The sequence below is a fragment of the Bradyrhizobium sp. LA6.1 genome, from assembly GCF_040547805.1.
GTDB lineage: Bacteria > Pseudomonadota > Alphaproteobacteria > Rhizobiales > Xanthobacteraceae > Bradyrhizobium > Bradyrhizobium barranii.
Genome location: NZ_JBEPQK010000005.1, coordinates 465,992 through 482,454, shown reverse-complemented (window position 1 = coordinate 482,454; position 16,463 = coordinate 465,992). Strand labels below are relative to the sequence as shown.

Sequence of the window (16,463 nt, the reverse complement as noted above, 5' to 3'; positions counted from 1 at the left end):
AGCGCTCTTCGAATGATAAACGTGCGCCTCAACTTGGCGAAGTTCTTGCATATTCTTGGCCCTTGGCAAGGGCCAAGAATAGAAAGGCTTGCGCTTGGCAAGGCCAAAATCAGCGGCGCTCCCGCTCTTGGCAAGCCAATCTCAAGAGAGCAAGAACGAAATCGCAAGAGAACTACAAGAACTGTCCAAGTCCCCGCCACTTTCGAAGGCCACCCTGTCTCGGGTAGGGTCCTTCGCCTCGAAGTCCGAAAAGCAAATCATGACCAGAGCCGACGCCATCTCCCGCGCCCGTGAGGATTTCAAATCCGGCGCGTTCCTCGCTGAACTCGACCGCCGCGTCGCCTTCAAGACCGAGAGCCAGAATCCGTCGCGCGGCGCCGAACTGCGTTCCTATCTGGAACAGGAGATGATCCCCTCCTTTGCTGCGCTCGACTTTACCAGCCGCATCGTCGAATCCCCGAGCGGCAAGGCGCCGTTCCTGTTCGCCGAGCATCATGAGAGCGCGTCAGCGCCAACCGTGCTGATCTACGGCCATGGTGACGTCGTCGACGGCATGGAGGGGGAGTGGCGCGACGGCCGCGATCCCTGGCGCACGACGGTTGCGGGCACGCGGCTCTATGGCCGTGGCACCGCCGACAACAAGGGCCAGCACAGCATCAACATGGCGGCACTCCGCGCGGTGCGCGAGGCCCGCGGCGGCAAGCTCGGCTTCAACGCAAAATTCATCGTCGAAATGGGCGAGGAAATCGGCTCGCCCGATCTCGGCAAGGTCTGCGACCTCAATCGCGATGCGCTCAAGGCCGATCTGTTCATGGCCTCCGACGGACCGCGCCTGTCGGCCGACCGGCCGACCTTGTTCCTGGGCTGCCGTGGCGGCATCCGCATTCATCTCGACGTCAATCTGCGCGATGGCGGCCATCATTCCGGCAATTGGGGCGGCGTGCTCGCCAACCCCGCGACAATTCTCGTCAACGCGATCTCGACGCTGGTCGACGGCCATGGCCGGCTTCAGCTCGACGCGTTGAAGCCGCCGCGGCTTACCAACCAGATCCGCAGCTATCTCGCCGACGTACAGGTGGTGCCGACCGAGGACGAGCCGGCGCTCGCGGAGAACTGGGGCGAGGAAGGGCTGTCGGCCGCCGAGCGGCTCTATGCCTGGAACACGCTCGAAGTGCTGGCGATGTCGTCCGGTAATATCGAGAAGCCCGCGAATGCCATCCCCGGCCACGCCAATGCCGTGCTGCAACTGCGTTTCGTGGTCGGCACCAAGGTCGACGGCCTGATCGATGCGGTCCGCGCGCATCTGGTGCAAAAGGGCTTTCCGATGGTCGAGGTACGGGCCGCCCAGAGCTTTGCGGCGTCGCGCACCGATTTCGACAGCCCCTGGATCACATGGGCGGCGGATTCGGTGAAAGAGACCACCGGCAAGGCGCCGGCCGTTTTGCCGAATTTCGGCGGTTCGCTGCCCAACGACGTGTTTTCCGAGATCCTGGGCCTGCCGACGATCTGGGTCCCGCACTCCTATCCCGGCTGCTCCCAGCATGCGCCCAATGAGCACATCCTGCTGCCATTGACCGAAGAGGCCTTGACGGTGATGGCCGGGCTGTTCTGGGATCTCGGGGAATTGCCCAAGCCACTCGGCTGAGCCATTAACCTGAGCCGCAATCCAGCCGAAAGTCACATTCTAATCCGGCCCAATCTGTGCTTGCATCCGGGCCGCATCATCCTGAAAGGGGAATAAAAAAGTGAGACATTTCCGTAGCATCGGCCTCGCGCTCGCCGCGACCTTCGCCGTCAGCCAGGCCGGGGCCCAGGAGCTGACCGGCACGTTGAAGAACATCAAGGACACCGGCGCCATCACGCTCGGTTTCCGCGATTCCTCGATCCCGTTCTCCTATCTCGACGACAACCAGAAGCCCGTCGGGTTCGCGATGGACATCTGCTACAAGATCGTCGACGCCGTGAAGAAGGAGCTCAAGCTCGACAAGCTCGAGGTCAAGCTCAATCCGGTGACTTCGGCGACGCGTATTCCGCTGATGGCCAACGGCACCATCGACCTCGAATGCGGCTCGACCACCAACAATGCCGACCGCCAGAAGCAGGTGGCCTTCACCAACACGCACTATCTGACTGCCAGCCGCTACGTCTTCAAGAAGTCGAGCGGCCTGAAGTCGATCGACGATCTCAAGGGCAAGACGGTGGTCTCCACCGCCGGCACCACCAACATCAAGCAGCTCACCGAGGCCAATGTCGCGAAGAGCCTGGGCGCCAATATCATCCCGGCCAAAGACCATGCCGAGGCCTTCCTGATGGTCGAGACCGACCGCGCGGTCGCCTTCGTGATGGACGACGTTCTGCTCGCGAGCCTCGTTGCCGGCTCGAAGACGCCGGACGACTATGTCATCTCCAAGGACGCGTTCTCCAAGCCTGAGCCCTACGGCATCATGCTGCGCAAGGACGACGCGCCGTTCAAGAAGGTGGTCGATGCAGCAACCGCTGCGCTCTACACCTCCGGCGAGGGCCTGAAAATCTACGATAAGTGGTTCACGGCCAAGATCCCGCCGAAGGGCCTCAACCTCAACACCCCGATCTCGGCCGAGCTGAAGAACGAGTTCGCGAAACCTTCGGACTCGCCGAACCCGGACGACTACAAGTAAGATATAACCTCGGTCTCCGGATCGGGATCATGTCCGGCCACTCTTGACACCAGAGTGGCCGGACATTTGCATAGGCGCCGGGACATCCATAGCTGGCGCGTTCGCGCGGGGGACACGTGAACTACCACTGGAACTGGGGAATCTTCTTCGAGCCGAACCCGATGGGGACCGGCACCTATCTCGATATGCTGCTGTCGGGACTGGTGTTGACCCTCAAGACGGCGGCGCTCGCCTGGATCATCGCGCTGATCTTCGGCTCGCTCGTCGGCGTCATGCGCACGCTGCCGTCCAAGGGCGCCTACTGGTTCGGCTTCTGCTGGGTCGAGTTCTTCCGCAACATGCCGCTGCTGGTGCAGCTGTTCCTGTGGTTCTTCGTGCTGCCGGAATTGCTGCCGAAGGCCGCCGGCCTCTGGCTGAAGCAGCTGCCGAACGCGCCGTTCTGGACGGCTGCGATCGGCATCGGCTTCTTCATGTCGGCCCGCGTCGCGATACAATTGCAGGCCGGTATCGGCTCGCTGCCGCGCGGCCAAAAAATGGCGGCGACCGCGCTCGGGCTCACCACCGTGCAGTCCTATCGTTACATTTTGCTGCCGATGGCGTTCCGCATCATCCTGCCGCCGCTGACCTCCGAGTTCCTCAACACCATCAAGAACACCGCTGTCGCCATCACGATCGGCCTGATCGAATTGACTGGTCAGGCGCGCTCGATGCAGGAATTCTCGTTCCAGGTGTTCGAGGCTTTCACGGCCGCGACCTTGCTCTATCTCCTTGTCAACGCCATTGTCGTGACCGCGATGCGCTTCCTCGAGCGCTGGGTCGCGATCCCCGGCTACATCACGGGGAAATAGCACCATGTTCAGCAATCTCGATTTCGAGGTCATCCGCCGCTCGCTGCCCTATCTGTTCTACGAGGGCATGACCTTCACGGTGACGCTGACGGCGCTCGCCGCCCTCGGCGGCCTGATCTTCGGCACGGCGATCGCCCTGATGCGGCTGTCCGGCTACAAGACACTCGGGCGCATCGCGGGTGTCTATGTCGACTTCATGCGCTCGCTGCCGCTGGTGCTGGTGATCTTCTGGTTCTATTTCCTGGTGCCCTATATCGGGCAGTGGGTGACCGGCGCGGCGCGTCCGATCAGCGTCGGCGCGTTCGCATCCTCGCTCATCACCTTCATCATGTTCGAGGCGGCGTACTTCTCCGAGATCATGCGCGCCGGGATCCAGTCGATCTCGCGCGGCCAGCCGGCCGCCGCCAACGCGCTCGGCCTGACTTACGCGCAGACCATGCGCTACGTCGTGCTGCCGCAGGCGTTCCGCAACATGCTGCCGGTGTTGCTGACGCAGACCATCGTGCTGTTCCAGGACACCTCGCTGGTCTATGTGCTGTCGATCCCGGACTTCCTCGGCGCGGCCAGCAAGGTCGCGCAGCGCGATGGCCGTCTGGTCGAGATGTATCTGTTTGCCGCCGTCGTCTACTTCACCATTTCCTGCATCGCGTCTTTCGGCGTTCGCCGCCTCCAGTCGCGCATCGCCATCATTCGATAGAGCGCATCGGTCATGATCGAAATCAGCCACGTCAACAAATGGTACACCCCGACCTTCCAGGTGCTGACCGACTGCACCACCAGCGTGACCAAGGGCGAGGTCGTCGTGGTCTGCGGCCCCTCGGGCTCGGGCAAGTCGACGCTGATCAAATGCGTCAATGCGCTGGAGCCGTTCCAGGAGGGCGACATCAGCGTCGACGGCACCAAGGTCAATGACCCCAAGACCAATCTGCCGAAACTGCGTTCGCGCGTCGGCATGGTGTTCCAGCATTTCGAGCTGTTCCCGCATCTGAAGATCATCGACAACCTCTGCCTCGCGCAGCAGAAGGTGCTAGGACGGTCGTCCGACACGGCTGTGGCAAAGGGTATGCAGCTCCTGGACCGCGTCGGCTTGAAGGAGCAGGCGCAGAAATTTCCGGCGCAGCTCTCGGGCGGCCAGCAGCAGCGCGTCGCGATCGCCCGCGCGCTTGCCATGGACCCGATCGTCATGCTGTTCGACGAGCCGACCTCGGCGCTCGATCCCGAGATGGTGAGCGAGGTACTCGACGTCATGGTCGATCTCGCCCGCGAAGGCATGACCATGATGGTCGTCACCCACGAGATGGGCTTTGCCCGCAAGGTCGCCAACCGCGTCATCTTCATGGACCGCGGCGAGATCGTCGAGGACGCGGCGAAGGAGGACTTCTTCGGCAAGCCGCGCAGCGACCGCGCGCAGAAGTTCCTGTCGAAGATTTTGTCGCACTAACCTCTGCTGTCATTCCGGGACGCGCCTCTTGGCGCGGGCCCGGAATGACGGGTTGAGGGTTTCGTGGCCCAAACAAATCCCGTATACGAACTGGCAAATTCCCCACTCCCGCCAGGAGACCTGCCTTGGACTCGATCGCCTACGTCAACGGCTCATTCGTCCCGCTCTCGGACGCCAAGATCTCGGTGCTTGATCGCGGCTTCCTGTTCGCCGACGGCATCTACGAGGTCTCGGCCGTGCTCGACGGCAAGCTGGTCGACAACGCTTCGCATCTGACGCGCCTGGAGCGCTCGGTGGGCGAGATCAAGCTGAAGCTGCCGGAGACGGTCGAGCGCATCACCGAGCTCCAGAAGGAGCTGATCGCGCGCAACAAGGTCGAGAACGGCCTCGTCTATCTCCAGGTCACGCGTGGCGCCGACAAGGGCCGCGACTTCGCCTTCCCCAAGGGCGACGTCAAGTCGAGCCTGGTGATGTTCACCTCCGAGAAGGACATCATCAACGCCGCCTCGGCCAAGACCGGCATCAACGTGATCACCGTGCCCGACATCCGCTGGGAGCGGCGCGACATCAAGAGCGTGGCGCTGCTCGCGCAGGTTCTGGCGAAGCAGGCTGCGGCCGAAGCCGGCGCCGGCGAGGCCTGGATGCTGGAAGACGGCTACGTCACCGAGGGCGGTTCGTCCTCGGCGTTCATCCTGACCAAGGACGACGTCATCGTGACCCGCAAGAACTCCAACGCGATCCTGCCGGGCTGCACCCGCAAGGCCGTGGTGGCGCTCGCCGAAGAGCGTCAGCTCCGCGTCGAGGAACGTTCCTTCACGGTCGCCGAGGCGCTCGCCGCCAAGGAAGCCTTCGCCACCTCGGCGTCGCTGTTCGTCCAGCCGGTGGTTGCGATCGACGGCAAGAAGGTCGCCGACGGCAAGCCCGGCCCGATGGCCACGCGGCTGCGGGAGATTTATATCGAGTTCGCCAAGGCGACGGCGGTCTGAGCCACACGCTCAGCTATCGTAGGGTGGGCAAAGCGAAGCGTGCCCACCATTCCTTCAGCGGAGGCGTCAGAAGACGTGGGCACGGCGCAAGTGCGCCTTTGCCCACCCTACGAGATTTGCGCGCGAGGCGGCGTTGCGGCCTACGCCACCGACGCCTTCACCTTCACCGGATGCACCGCGCGGAACGCGATCGCGATCCGGTTCCAGGCATTGATCGCCCCGATCAGCATCGTCAGGTTCACCGTCTCCGCGTCGGAGAATTGCGCGCGGACCTGCTCGTAGACGTCGTCCGGCGCGTGGGTCTCGGAGATCAGCGTCACTGATTCCGTCCAGGCCAGCGCGGCACGCTCGCGATCGGTATAAAGCGGGGATTCGCGCCAGGCGTTGAGCAGATAGATGCGCTGTTCGGTCTCGCCGCGCTTGCGGGCGCCCTCGGTGTGCATGTTGATGCAGAAAGCGCAGCCGTTGATCTGCGACGCCCGGATCTTGACGAGCTCGATCAGCGATTTCTCGAGTCCCGTCGATTGGATCTGCTCCTCCAGCGCCATCAGCGCCTTCATCGTGTCGGGGGCGGCCTGGTAGAAGTTCATGCGGGGCTTCATGGTCGTTCTCCTTTGCTGGGGTTGATCTCAGTGAGCTCCACCGGCCGAGGTCTGGCCGGGTTTCTTCAGGAAGAATACGGCGATCAGGGCCACGATCAGTGCCATGCCGAGCAGATAGAAGGTGTCGCTGAAGGCGAAGATGTAAGCCTGCTTCTGCACGGTGTGGCCGATCGCGACATAGGCGCGATGCGCGGCGTCGGCGCGGTCGAGCACGCCGTGATTGATGAAATACTGGGTGAGCTGCTCCAGCCGCGTCCGCGTCGCCTGCTCGAACACCGAGACCGACTGCATCAGCACGTTGGAGTGATATTGCTCGCGCTTGGTCAGCAAGGTCTGAAGCAGCGCGATGCCGACGGCGCCGCCGAGATTGCGCATCATGTTGAACAGGCCCGAGGCCGAGCCAGCATTCTCCGCTTCGATGCCAGCGGTCGCCACAGCCGACAACGGCGCCATCACGAGCGCTTGGCCGATCGCACGGACGACATTGGGCCACAACAGCTGGTCGGCAGCGTAATCGTTGGTCATATAAATGTTCAGGAAGTTCGAGGCCGCGAACAGGACGAAGCCGGCGCCGATGATGATCCGCGCGTCGAACTTCTGCATCAGGCGCGGCACCAGCGGGATCAGCACGAGTTGCGGCAGTCCGGTCCAGGCCAGCACCATGCCAATCTGCTCGGCATTGTAGCCCTGGATGCGCGCCAGATATTGCGGCAGGATGAACACCGAACCGTAGAGCGCGACACCGAGCAGGAAGTTCGCGAGCATGCCGAAGCCGAAATTGCGGCGCACCAGCAGGCGCAGATTGAGCAGCGGCTTCTTCGCCGTGAGCTCGATGATCAGGAAGGCGGTCAGCGCGGTGGCGGCGATGACCGACAGCTTGACGATGAAGGGTGAGCCGAACCAATCGTCCTTGTTGCCCTCTTCCAGCACGGTCTGAAGCGCCGACAGGCCGATCGCCATGGTGATGATGCCGGCCCAGTCGCCCTCGCGCAGCAGCGCAAGCTTCATGGGCTTGGCGTCGAGCGCGTACCAGAGCATGCCGACCATGATCGCGCCGGGCACGAGGTTGACGTAGAAGATGTACTGCCAGCCGAAATTCTCGGTGAGATAGCCGCCGATGGTCGGGCCGATCGCCGGTGCGAACGTCGCCGATAGCGCGAACAGCGCAAGGCCGACGGGCTGCTTCGCGCGAGGCAACAGCGTGATGATGAGCGTGAAGGCCATCGGGATCAGCACGCCGCCGGTGAAACCTTGCACCGCGCGCAGCACGATCATTTGCGGCAGGTCCTGCGCCAGCGCGCAGGCCGCGGATAGAACCAGGAACAGGACCGCATTGGTGAGCAGATAGATGCGGATCGAGAACACCTGCGCAAGCCAGCCGGAGAGCGGGATCACCACGATCTCGGCGATCAGATAGGAGGTCGAGATCCAGCCGCCATCGTCGATGCCGGCGCCGATCGCGCCCTGGATGTCGGCGAGCGAAGCGTTGACGATCTGGATGTTCAGCACCGCCATGAAGGCGCCGAGGGTCGCGCCGATCACCGCGATCCAGGTTTTTGCGGAAACGGCCGGCGTGGCGGGCGCAGCAGGGGCGGGAATGCTGGCAGCGCGGGCGGCGTCGGCGGTCGGTTGGAGCGTGCTCATGGAAGCCTCGTCTCGGTCACGGAGACAGGATGCATTAGGCGGTTGGTTTTGATAATCGAGGAAGCGTGGGAAGGATCGTCCGGCAGGATTTGATAATCCCGCCGGCCTTCCCGGCTTCAGCCGCCGTTCGGGCGGGAGGCGTTGTCGGCTAGGTGCTTGGCCGTCTCGCGCTCGGTCAGCACCGTCGCCTTGGTGTCGATGGTCGGCACCGCCGACATGCCGGGCCTGAGCAGGCCGGTCAGGCTGTGGTCGTCGAGCACGATCTTCACCGGCACGCGTTGCACGATCTTGGTGAAATTTCCGGTGGCGTTATCGGGTGGCAGCAGCGCGAATTCAAGTCCGCTGGCCGGCGAAAGGCTGTCGACGTGACCGCGCAGCGTGCGATTGCGAAAACTGTCGACCTGCAGCTCGACCGGCTGGCCCGCACGCACATGCGTGAGCTGCGTCTCCTTGAAGTTCGCGACGACATAGACCGCATCGAGCGGAACCACCGCCATCAATTGCGTACCAGCCTGCACATACTGGCCGACGCGTAATGAGCGTGCGCCGACCGTGCCGTCCACCGGTGCGGTGATCTCGGTATAGGACAGGTTCAGCTCTGCCTGCTGTGCAACCGCGCGCGCCCGTTCGAGTTGCGCCGTGGCCTGGGCGCGCTGGGTGGTGAGCACGTCGACCTTGCGCTGTGCGGCCACCAGGCCTGACTTGGCGTGCTGCAATTGGGCGTTGCTGGCGCGCAGTGCCGCATCGGTCTGTTGCGCACGCTGGATCGTGCCGGAGCCCGACTTCATCAGGTCGTCGTAACGGGCTCGCTCTTCCTGCGCGAATTTCAGATTGGCGTCGGCCGCGGCCACGTCGGCCATGCTCTGCTCGATGATCGGCTGCTGCAGCTCGAGCTGGGCGTCGATGTTGCGCACCGAGGCTTCGCCGGCGGCGACGTCGGCGCGGGCTTGGTCGAGCGCGGCTTTGAAGTCGCGGTCGTCGATCTTGGCGAGGAGCTGGCCGGCCCGGACCTTCTCGTTGTCGCCAACCAGCACCTTCGCGATGTAGCCGGAAACCTTGGGGGCGATGATGGTGGAATCCGCCTTCACATAGGCGTCGTCGGTGGATTCGAGGTAACGGCCGGTGCTCAGGTAGTTGTAGCCGAAGTCGCCGGCCGCGGCGATTCCGAGGGCCAGTGCCAAGCCGATGGCCGCCCGCTTGATCGCCTGCCGGGATGGACGAAAGCTGATTTTCTGATTGGTTTCAGTAGCATAAGAAGCGTTCGACATGGCATCCTCGGAATTCCCAACCGCCCCGGTCCGAACGGTGCGCCGTTGATGCCGGCAAGATGCGCTGTCTTCCCGCTTGTGATAATCCCGGAAGAAATGGAAGCATTATCCACCCATAGCGGATAATCCGGAGCCAGACCGATGGACCGCTTCACCAGTCTCACCGCCTTCGTCCGGGTGGTCGAAAATGGCGGCTTTTCAGCCGCCGCCCGCCGGCTCAACATGTCCACGACCATGGTGAGCAACCACGTCCAGGCGCTGGAGGACCGGCTCGGGGTCCGTCTGCTGAACCGCACCACGCGAAAAGTGAGCCTCACCGAAATCGGCAAGGCCTATTACGACCGCTCGACGCAGATCCTCGCCGATCTCGAACAGGCCGATGACATCGCCGGCGCGCTGCAATCGACGCCGCGCGGCACGCTGCGCATTCACACCGCCACCCACATGGTGCCGTTCGTCGCGCCCGTAATGGCCGAATTCCTCGCGACCTATCCGGAGGTCAAGGTCGATCTGCGCATGGGCGAGACCAATGTCGATCTGATCGAGGAGGGCTTTGATCTCGCGCTGCGCATGGTCGCGCCGCCGGACTCCAGCCTGATCGTGCGGAGCCTGGCGACCTGGCGGCACGTGCTGTGCTGCTCGCACGGCTATATCGAGGCGCATGGCCGCGTGCAGACGCTCGAAGAGCTTGCCGGCCACAATTGCGTGCGCCACATCAATTATCCCTTCGACGAGTGGCGCTTCTTCGATCGTAAGGGCACGCCGGCCTCGGTGCGCGTCTCCGGCAATCTCGTCACCAACAGCGGCGAAGCGCTCCGTGAGGCGGCGCTACAGGGCGCCGGCATCAGTCTTGCGGCCGGCTTTCTGGTGGGGGATGACCTTGATGCGGGCCGGCTGGTGCGCCTCCTGCCGGAGTACCGGCCGGTCGAGATGTCGATGAACGCGGTCTATCCGCATCGGCATCATCTGTCGGCGAAGGTCAGGACCTTCATCGACATGCTCGTCCAGCACAGCGCCGAGCAGCAGAAGCTGATCAATCCGTATGCGTGAGACGTCGTCGTTCCTCATCCTGAGGAGCGCGGAACGCGCGTCTCGAAGGATGAAGGCCCTGCTGGTGGCCTCGCCCTTCGAGACGCTTGCTTCGCAAGCTCCTCAGGGTGAGGAGATAGATATATGTTCGCCTCAAGCGGCAGAGCCGTAGGGTGGGCAAAGGCGCGAAGCGCCGTGCCCACCACCCATCAATGATAGGTGGTGGGCACGCTTCGCTTTGCCCACCCTACGAGAGCGTCAACGCGGTGCGGGCAGTCGTCCGAACACGCTGTCGAGCGCCACGCCGATCGCGAGCAAGCGGCGATCGCTTCCCGCAGGACCATCCAACTCAAGTCCGATCGGCAATTTGCTTGTCGCGCCAAGCGCGATCGGGATCTGGACACCGGGAATGCCGGCATTGCTGCCGGGATCGGTGTTCTGGATGCTCAGGCCGAAATTCTCGAGACTGCTGGCGTCCGGATTGGAGGCAATTGCAACGCGCGGCGTGGTCGGGAAGGCGACGGCGTCGAGCTTGTTGCTGGCAAACGTATTGCCGTAGAGCGCCTGGAGCGCGGGGCGTGCGGTCTTGATTGCGGCGTCATAGATCGGCCTCGCATCGAACAGCACGTTGTCGGGGCCGGGCAGTTTTCGCGGGATCACCATGCTATCATAGATGCCTTTCACGTCGGCGCTGGAGATCTTCTCAGCCAGCGCCTCGATGCTGAGGCCGGTCCCGGTGTGCTTGAGATAGGCGACCATGTCGTCATAGGCCTCATACAGCGCGACGGGAAAGCTGACCTGGCCGTTGAGCTCGGCGAGCTCAGGCATCTCGATCTCGACGACCGTGACGCCCTGCGCCTTCGCTTTTGCGATCGCCGCGTGGAACGCGGCTTCCGTATCGGTGTCGAGATTGGTCAGCATCGATCTCGCGATGCCGATCCGCACCTGCTTCAGATCAGCCGGCGCAATCGCGTCGCCGCCTGCGATCACGCGATCGAGCAGCGCGACATCCGCCATCGTCGTGGCCATGGGCCCCGCGGTGTCGCGGGTGTGCGAGATCGGCGCGATGCCAGCTTGCGGATAGCGCCCGACCGTCGGGCGCAACGCGGCGCATCCGTTCAGCGCGGCGGGGACACGGACCGATCCGCCGGTGTCGGTTCCGAGCCCGCCCGCGACGATCCGCGCGCCGAGCGCGGCGCCCGTGCCGGACGAGGAGCCGCCGGCGATCCGCGTGCGGTCATAGGCATTGCGCACGCCAAACTCCGCGCCGGTCTTGAACGCGGTGTTGTAGCCGGAGATGCCGAAGGCGAGCTCGTGCATACTGGTTTTGCCGATGATGACGGCGCCTGCAGCCCGCAGCTTCGCGACTACGGGCGCATCGGCCTTCGGAACGTAGTCCTTCAGTGCCCGTGTGCCGGCGCTGCAGGGCAGTCCCGCGACCTCGATGTTGTCCTTGATCACGATGGGCACGCCGCCGAGCGGCTTTGTCCTGTCGCCCGTCGCGTCGAATGCGGCAGCGGCTTTCAGGGCGCCGGCCTCGTCCAGCGTGACGAAGGCATTGAGCTCGGCATGGGCTTTGGCGCGGCTCAGTGCTTCCGTCGTAAGTGCGGTGCTCGTGACTTTTCCGGCGCGCAGGTCGGCGACGGCCTGACTCAGGGTCAACTGGTCCAAATCCATGATGCGTCATCCGATTGCAGGGGCGCCAACAGGGGGCCGCCTAAAGTCCGGAGGCTGAGGCCTCACTGGTGCCGCGTCAACCGTGGGCGTGCATCTTTTGCGTTACCGACGTCGTCAAATTCGTGAGCAGCCGCTCGACCTCGGGCTTCACCTTGGCGATCGCGGTGTCCTTCACTGGTCCGTAGCCGCGGATCTCCATCGGCGCTTTTGCGACGGCAACGAGGTCGGGAAGATGTGCTGCCTCGAGCTGGCCGAGCATGCGTTCGATCAGGCCTTCATACCAGGCGATCAATTCCCGTTCAGTGCGCCGCTCATTCGTGTAGCCGAACGGATCGAACGGCGTTCCGCGTAATCCCTTCAACCGCGCCAGCATCGCGAGCGGCATCTGGATCCACTGGCCGAAAGCGCGCTTGCGCGGACGGCCGCGTGCGTCAGGTTTTGACGGCAGGAACGGTGGCGCAAGGTGATATTGGACGCGAAAACCGTCCTCGAACTCGCGCTTCAGCTCGCCGAGGAAACCGCTCTGCATGTGCAGACGCGCCACCTCGTATTCGTCCTTGTAGGCCATCAGCTTGAACAGGGCGCGCGCGACCGCCTCGGTCAGCACCTCACTGCTCAGAGCGGCTTCGGCCCGGCGGACCCTCGCGACGGTCGCCCGATAGCGCATCGCATAGGCGGCGTCTTGATAGGCGGCGAGGAAATCGGCGCGGCGATCGATGATCTGATCGAGCGTCTCGGCTTCGGGCGCCTCGTCACTCCCCGGCAAAAATTCCGGATCGGCCGCGGCGATCCGGCCCCAGGCAAAGGCCTGCTTGTTGCGTTCGACCGCGACGCCGTTGAGCTCGATCGCGCGCAGCAGCGCCGGCAGCGCGACCGGAATAAGCCCGCGCTGCCAGGCAAAGCCGAGCATGATGATGTTGGCATAGACTGCATCGCCGAGCAGCCGCTCGGCGAGCGCGTTGGCGTTGATGGTGTCGAGATTGTCGTTGCCAATGACTTGTCGGATCGCGCGCAGGCGGGCAGGCGAGGCGAGATCGGCGTCGCGGAAGCGGACGACGTCGCCGGTCGGCATCTCCGCAGTGTTGATGGCGGCGCGTGTGCCGCGGTGATAGGTGCCGGACGCCTTAGGTGAGGAACTGACGACGAGGTCGCAGCCGATCAGCGCGTCGGCCGCGCCCTGGTCGATGCGGACCTGGTGCAGCTCGTCTGGACTTGACGCAAGGCGGATGAAGCTCAGAACGGGACCAAATTTCTGTGCAAAGCCCGTGAAATCCAGCACGGAGACGCCACGCCGCTCGAGATGCGCGGCCATGCCGATCAGCGCGCCGACCGTGATCACGCCGGTGCCGCCGACGCCTGTTACCAGCAGGTCGTAGGGATGGTCGAGCGCGGCGGGAGCAGGTAGGGGAAGCGTAGCCGCGCGACCGACTACGTCGATTTCGCTCGCACTCTTCTTCCGGCGCGTCGCGCCTTCGACGGTGACAAAGCTCGGGCAGAAGCCGTTGAGGCAGGAAAAATCCTTGTTGCAGGACGAGAGGTTGATCTGGCGCTTGCGACCGAACGGCGTCTCCCTTGGCTCGACACTGAGGCAGTTGGATTCGACCGAGCAGTCGCCGCAGCCTTCGCAGACGAGATCGTTGATATAGGCAAAGCGCCTTGGGTCGGCCATCTGTCCGCGTTTGCGCCGGCGACGCTTCTCGGTGGCGCAGGTCTGTTGATAGATCAGGACAGAGACGCCGGAAATGTCTCGCAGCTCGCGCTGCACGGCGTCCATCTCCTCGCGCGGATGGATGGTCACGCCGATCGGCAGGTCAGCCGGCAAGAACTGCGCGGGATCGTCCGACACCAGCGCGATGCGCCCCACGCCTTCGGCGCGAACGCTGTGGGCGATGGCATGCACGCTGATGGGACCGTCGACCGGCTGGCCGCCGGTCATCGCCACGGCATCGTTGAACAGGATCTTGTAGGTGATGTTGGCCCTGGCGGCGATCGCCTGCCGGATCGCCATCGAGCCGGAGTGGTAGTAGGTGCCTTCGCCGAGATTCTGGAACACGTGCTTGTGGCCGGTGAAGCGAGACGACGCCGCCCAGTTGACGCCTTCGCCGCCCATCTGGATCAGCGAGGAGGTCTCGCGGTCCATCCAGCTCGCCATGAAATGGCAGCCGATGCCGGCCAGTGCCTTGGAGCCTTCCGGCACCTTCGTCGACGTGTTGTGCGGACATCCGGAGCAGAAATACGGCGTGCGCGTCGCACCGCTGACGTTGATCGTGCGCGCGGCCTCAGGCATCAAGCCGGCCGCGCGTGCGGCGAGATTGAGGCCTGGGAACATCGGATCGAGCCGGCGCGCCAGCACGCCAGCGAGCGCACGCGGCGACAATTCGCCGATCCAGGAGATCAGCCGCGCCCCTCGCTCGTCGTGCTTGCCGACCATGCGCTCGGGCTTTGAGCCTGGATAGTCGTAAAAATATTCCTTGAACTGGCTCTCGATGATGCCGCGCTTTTCCTCGACCACGAGGATCTCGCGCTTGCCTTTCACGAAGTCCATCGCGTCATGCAGCGCCAGCGGCCAGACCATGCCGACCTTGTAGACGTCGATGCCGATGTTGCGGCAGGCCGCTTCATCGAGGCCCATCAGCCGCAGGGCCTCCATCAGGTCGAGATGCGCCTTGCCCGTCGTGACAATGCCGTAAGTGGCATTGGGAATATCGTAGATGTGGCGATCGATCGGATTGGCTTTTGCAAAGGCGTAAACCGCGTGCTTCTTCGCCTCCAGCCGCTCCTCGATCTGGGGGCCCGGCAGGTCGGGCCAACGATAGTGCAGTCCGCCCGGCGGCGGCGTGAAGTCAGGCGTCTGGAAGGCGCGCGGCGGGCGCAGCGCGACGGATGCGCCCGACTCCACGATTTCCGAGATCGCCTTGAAGCCGACCCACATGCCGGAGAAGCGGCTCAGCGCGTAGCCAAATTCGCCGAATTCGAGATATTCGCTGACGCTTGCGGGGTGCAGCGTCGGCATGAACCAGCTCATGAAGGCGACGTCGGACTGGTGCGGCATCGAGGAGGAGACGCAGCCATGGTCGTCGCCGGCAACGACCAGCACGCCGCCACGTGGCGAGGAGCCATAGGCGTTGCCGTGCTTGAGGGCATCGCCGGAGCGATCGACGCCCGGGCCCTTGCCGTACCAGAGCCCGAACACGCCATCGACTTCGCGATCTGCCTGCGTCTCGACCTGCTGCGAGCCGAGCACCGCGGTTGCCGCGAGGTCCTCGTTCACCGCAGGGAGAAATTCGATGCGATCCCGCTTGAGCCGCTCCTGGATGCGCCAGAGCTCGAGATCGACGCCGCCGAGCGGCGAGCCACGATAGCCGGAGATGAAGCCGGCGGTGTTCAGCCCGGCGGCGCGGTCGCGCCGCGCCTGGTCGAGCGCGATGCGGACGATGGCCTGCGTGCCCGTGAGGAAGACGCGCCCCTCTTCGCGGTCGTAGCGGTCTGAGAGCTCGTAGCTGTCGAGTGATGGAACGGCGTCCATGGCGGACCTCGCGCGGCATCCTGCCTGATGACGGGAGGGTATGCCGGGCAGGCTGGTAGGTCTTGCCTATTCACCCTGTCTTGATCGATAATTCGGTAAAATTTTGCGGAAGATGGCATAATTCGGTAGAAATTACCGAATCGGGGGCTTCCATGATTGAAGAGCAGGACGCGCGGATTCTCGCCCATCTCCAGACGGACGGCCGCGCCACCAACCAGCAGCTCGCCGACGAGGTCGGCATGTCCACCTCGGCGTGCTGGCGCCGGGTGCGTGCGCTGGAGGAGGCCGGCGTCATCCAGGGCTATGCCGCGCTGATCGCGCGCGAGCAGGCGGGCTTTGCGATGTCGGCCATCCTGCATGTCTCGCTGGAGCGGCACGATGCCAAATTCGTCGACGAGTTCGTCGCGCGGGTGACCACGCGGCGCGAAGTGCTGGAGTGTTTCGCGACCACGGGCGACGCCGACTATCATTTGCGCGTCGTCGTGCAGGACATGGTGGCCTACAACAGGTTCCTCGACGAGTTCATGTTCCGCATTCCCGGCATCCGCTACGTCCGCAGCAACGTGGTGCTGAAGGAGATCAAGACGAGTGTGGCGCTGCCGTTTTGATTGCGCGGGAAGTGCCGTGGTGCCGTAGGGTGGGCAAAGGCGCGCTTGCGCCGTGCCCACCATCTCGCCTCCATTACGAATGCGGTGGGCACGCTTCGCTTTGCCCACCCTACGGCACTGTTGATTTCGCGGCGTATACAACTCTATCTCCTCACCCTGAGGAGGCCGCGCAGCGGC

13 protein-coding genes are annotated in these 16,463 nt (G+C 64.0%); 8 read left to right on the top strand and 5 right to left on the bottom strand.

Annotated elements, in window-relative coordinates:
- The first annotated feature begins 259 nt into the window (after positions 1-259).
- The 6 genes from ABIB99_RS16140 to ABIB99_RS16115 all read left to right on the top strand — a co-directional run bounded on the left by ABIB99_RS16140 (position 260) and on the right by ABIB99_RS16115 (position 5,932).
- A complete protein-coding gene (locus ABIB99_RS16140) occupies positions 260-1,645 on the top strand; it encodes a M20 family metallopeptidase (protein ID WP_063985669.1) in 1,386 nt (461 codons plus the stop codon).
- Between the two features lie 100 nt (positions 1,646-1,745).
- Positions 1,746-2,657, top strand: a complete 912-nt coding sequence (locus ABIB99_RS16135; protein WP_063985668.1) for an amino acid ABC transporter substrate-binding protein — start codon at positions 1,746-1,748, stop codon at positions 2,655-2,657.
- A 116-nt stretch (positions 2,658-2,773) separates the two neighbouring features.
- Complete coding sequence (locus ABIB99_RS16130) at positions 2,774-3,505, top strand: amino acid ABC transporter permease (RefSeq protein ID WP_071909464.1); 732 nt, start codon at positions 2,774-2,776, stop codon at positions 3,503-3,505.
- 4 nt (positions 3,506-3,509) lie between these two features.
- On the top strand, positions 3,510-4,202 hold the full coding sequence (locus tag ABIB99_RS16125) for an amino acid ABC transporter permease (RefSeq protein ID WP_071909465.1): 693 nt from the start codon (positions 3,510-3,512) through the stop codon (positions 4,200-4,202).
- Positions 4,203-4,214: 12 nt separating this feature from the next.
- Complete coding sequence (locus ABIB99_RS16120) at positions 4,215-4,946, top strand: amino acid ABC transporter ATP-binding protein (protein WP_014491857.1); 732 nt, start codon at positions 4,215-4,217, stop codon at positions 4,944-4,946.
- Positions 4,947-5,071: 125 nt separating this feature from the next.
- Complete coding sequence (locus ABIB99_RS16115; protein WP_063985665.1) at positions 5,072-5,932, top strand: D-amino-acid transaminase; 861 nt, start codon at positions 5,072-5,074, stop codon at positions 5,930-5,932.
- A gap of 140 nt (positions 5,933-6,072) precedes the next feature.
- On the opposite strand, the gene ABIB99_RS16110 is transcribed toward ABIB99_RS16115, so the two are convergent.
- The 3 genes from ABIB99_RS16110 to ABIB99_RS16100 all read right to left on the bottom strand — a co-directional run bounded on the left by ABIB99_RS16110 (position 6,073) and on the right by ABIB99_RS16100 (position 9,446).
- The gene (locus tag ABIB99_RS16110; RefSeq protein WP_354176557.1) at positions 6,073-6,534 is read right to left on the bottom strand and encodes a carboxymuconolactone decarboxylase family protein; all 462 of its coding nucleotides are present in this window, start codon (positions 6,532-6,534) and stop codon (positions 6,073-6,075) included.
- 27 nt (positions 6,535-6,561) lie between these two features.
- Positions 6,562-8,178, bottom strand: a complete 1,617-nt coding sequence (locus tag ABIB99_RS16105; protein WP_354176556.1) for an MDR family MFS transporter — start codon at positions 8,176-8,178, stop codon at positions 6,562-6,564.
- A gap of 116 nt (positions 8,179-8,294) precedes the next feature.
- Positions 8,295-9,446, bottom strand: coding sequence for an HlyD family secretion protein (locus ABIB99_RS16100; RefSeq protein WP_354176554.1), 1,152 nt, complete (start codon positions 9,444-9,446; stop codon positions 8,295-8,297).
- A gap of 141 nt (positions 9,447-9,587) precedes the next feature.
- Between ABIB99_RS16100 and ABIB99_RS16095 the strand changes: the two genes are divergently transcribed.
- The gene (locus ABIB99_RS16095; protein WP_071909470.1) at positions 9,588-10,496 is read left to right on the top strand and encodes a LysR family transcriptional regulator; all 909 of its coding nucleotides are present in this window, start codon (positions 9,588-9,590) and stop codon (positions 10,494-10,496) included.
- A gap of 237 nt (positions 10,497-10,733) precedes the next feature.
- Here ABIB99_RS16095 and iaaH read toward each other — a convergent pair whose 3' ends face one another.
- On the bottom strand, positions 10,734-12,152 hold the full coding sequence (gene iaaH, locus ABIB99_RS16090; protein WP_354176552.1) for an indoleacetamide hydrolase: 1,419 nt from the start codon (positions 12,150-12,152) through the stop codon (positions 10,734-10,736).
- Between the two features lie 76 nt (positions 12,153-12,228).
- Complete coding sequence (locus tag ABIB99_RS16085; protein WP_354176550.1) at positions 12,229-15,678, bottom strand: indolepyruvate ferredoxin oxidoreductase family protein; 3,450 nt, start codon at positions 15,676-15,678, stop codon at positions 12,229-12,231.
- Positions 15,679-15,830: 152 nt separating this feature from the next.
- Between ABIB99_RS16085 and ABIB99_RS16080 the strand changes: the two genes are divergently transcribed.
- Positions 15,831-16,286 (top strand): Lrp/AsnC family transcriptional regulator, encoded by a 456-nt coding sequence (locus ABIB99_RS16080; protein WP_247315615.1) that lies wholly within the window; start codon positions 15,831-15,833, stop codon positions 16,284-16,286.
- Positions 16,287-16,463: the final 177 nt, after the last annotated feature.

Excerpts from the sequence above, each read along its gene's own strand:
- ABIB99_RS16095 (WP_071909470.1), top strand. The coding sequence starts at position 9,588 with ATGGACCGCTTCACCAGTCTCACCGCCTTCGTCCGGGTGGTCGAAAAT.
- ABIB99_RS16080 (WP_247315615.1), top strand. The coding sequence starts at position 15,831 with ATGATTGAAGAGCAGGACGCGCGGATTCTCGCCCATCTCCAGACGGAC.
- ABIB99_RS16110 (WP_354176557.1), bottom strand. The coding sequence starts at position 6,534 with ATGAAGCCCCGCATGAACTTCTACCAGGCCGCCCCCGACACGATGAAG.
- ABIB99_RS16085 (WP_354176550.1), bottom strand. The coding sequence starts at position 15,678 with ATGGACGCCGTTCCATCACTCGACAGCTACGAGCTCTCAGACCGCTAC.
- ABIB99_RS16100 (WP_354176554.1), bottom strand. The coding sequence starts at position 9,446 with ATGTCGAACGCTTCTTATGCTACTGAAACCAATCAGAAAATCAGCTTT.
- iaaH (WP_354176552.1), bottom strand. The coding sequence starts at position 12,152 with ATGGATTTGGACCAGTTGACCCTGAGTCAGGCCGTCGCCGACCTGCGC.
- ABIB99_RS16105 (WP_354176556.1), bottom strand. The coding sequence starts at position 8,178 with ATGAGCACGCTCCAACCGACCGCCGACGCCGCCCGCGCTGCCAGCATT.
- ABIB99_RS16140 (WP_063985669.1), top strand. The coding sequence starts at position 260 with ATGACCAGAGCCGACGCCATCTCCCGCGCCCGTGAGGATTTCAAATCC.
- ABIB99_RS16120 (WP_014491857.1), top strand. The coding sequence starts at position 4,215 with ATGATCGAAATCAGCCACGTCAACAAATGGTACACCCCGACCTTCCAG.
- ABIB99_RS16125 (WP_071909465.1), top strand. The coding sequence starts at position 3,510 with ATGTTCAGCAATCTCGATTTCGAGGTCATCCGCCGCTCGCTGCCCTAT.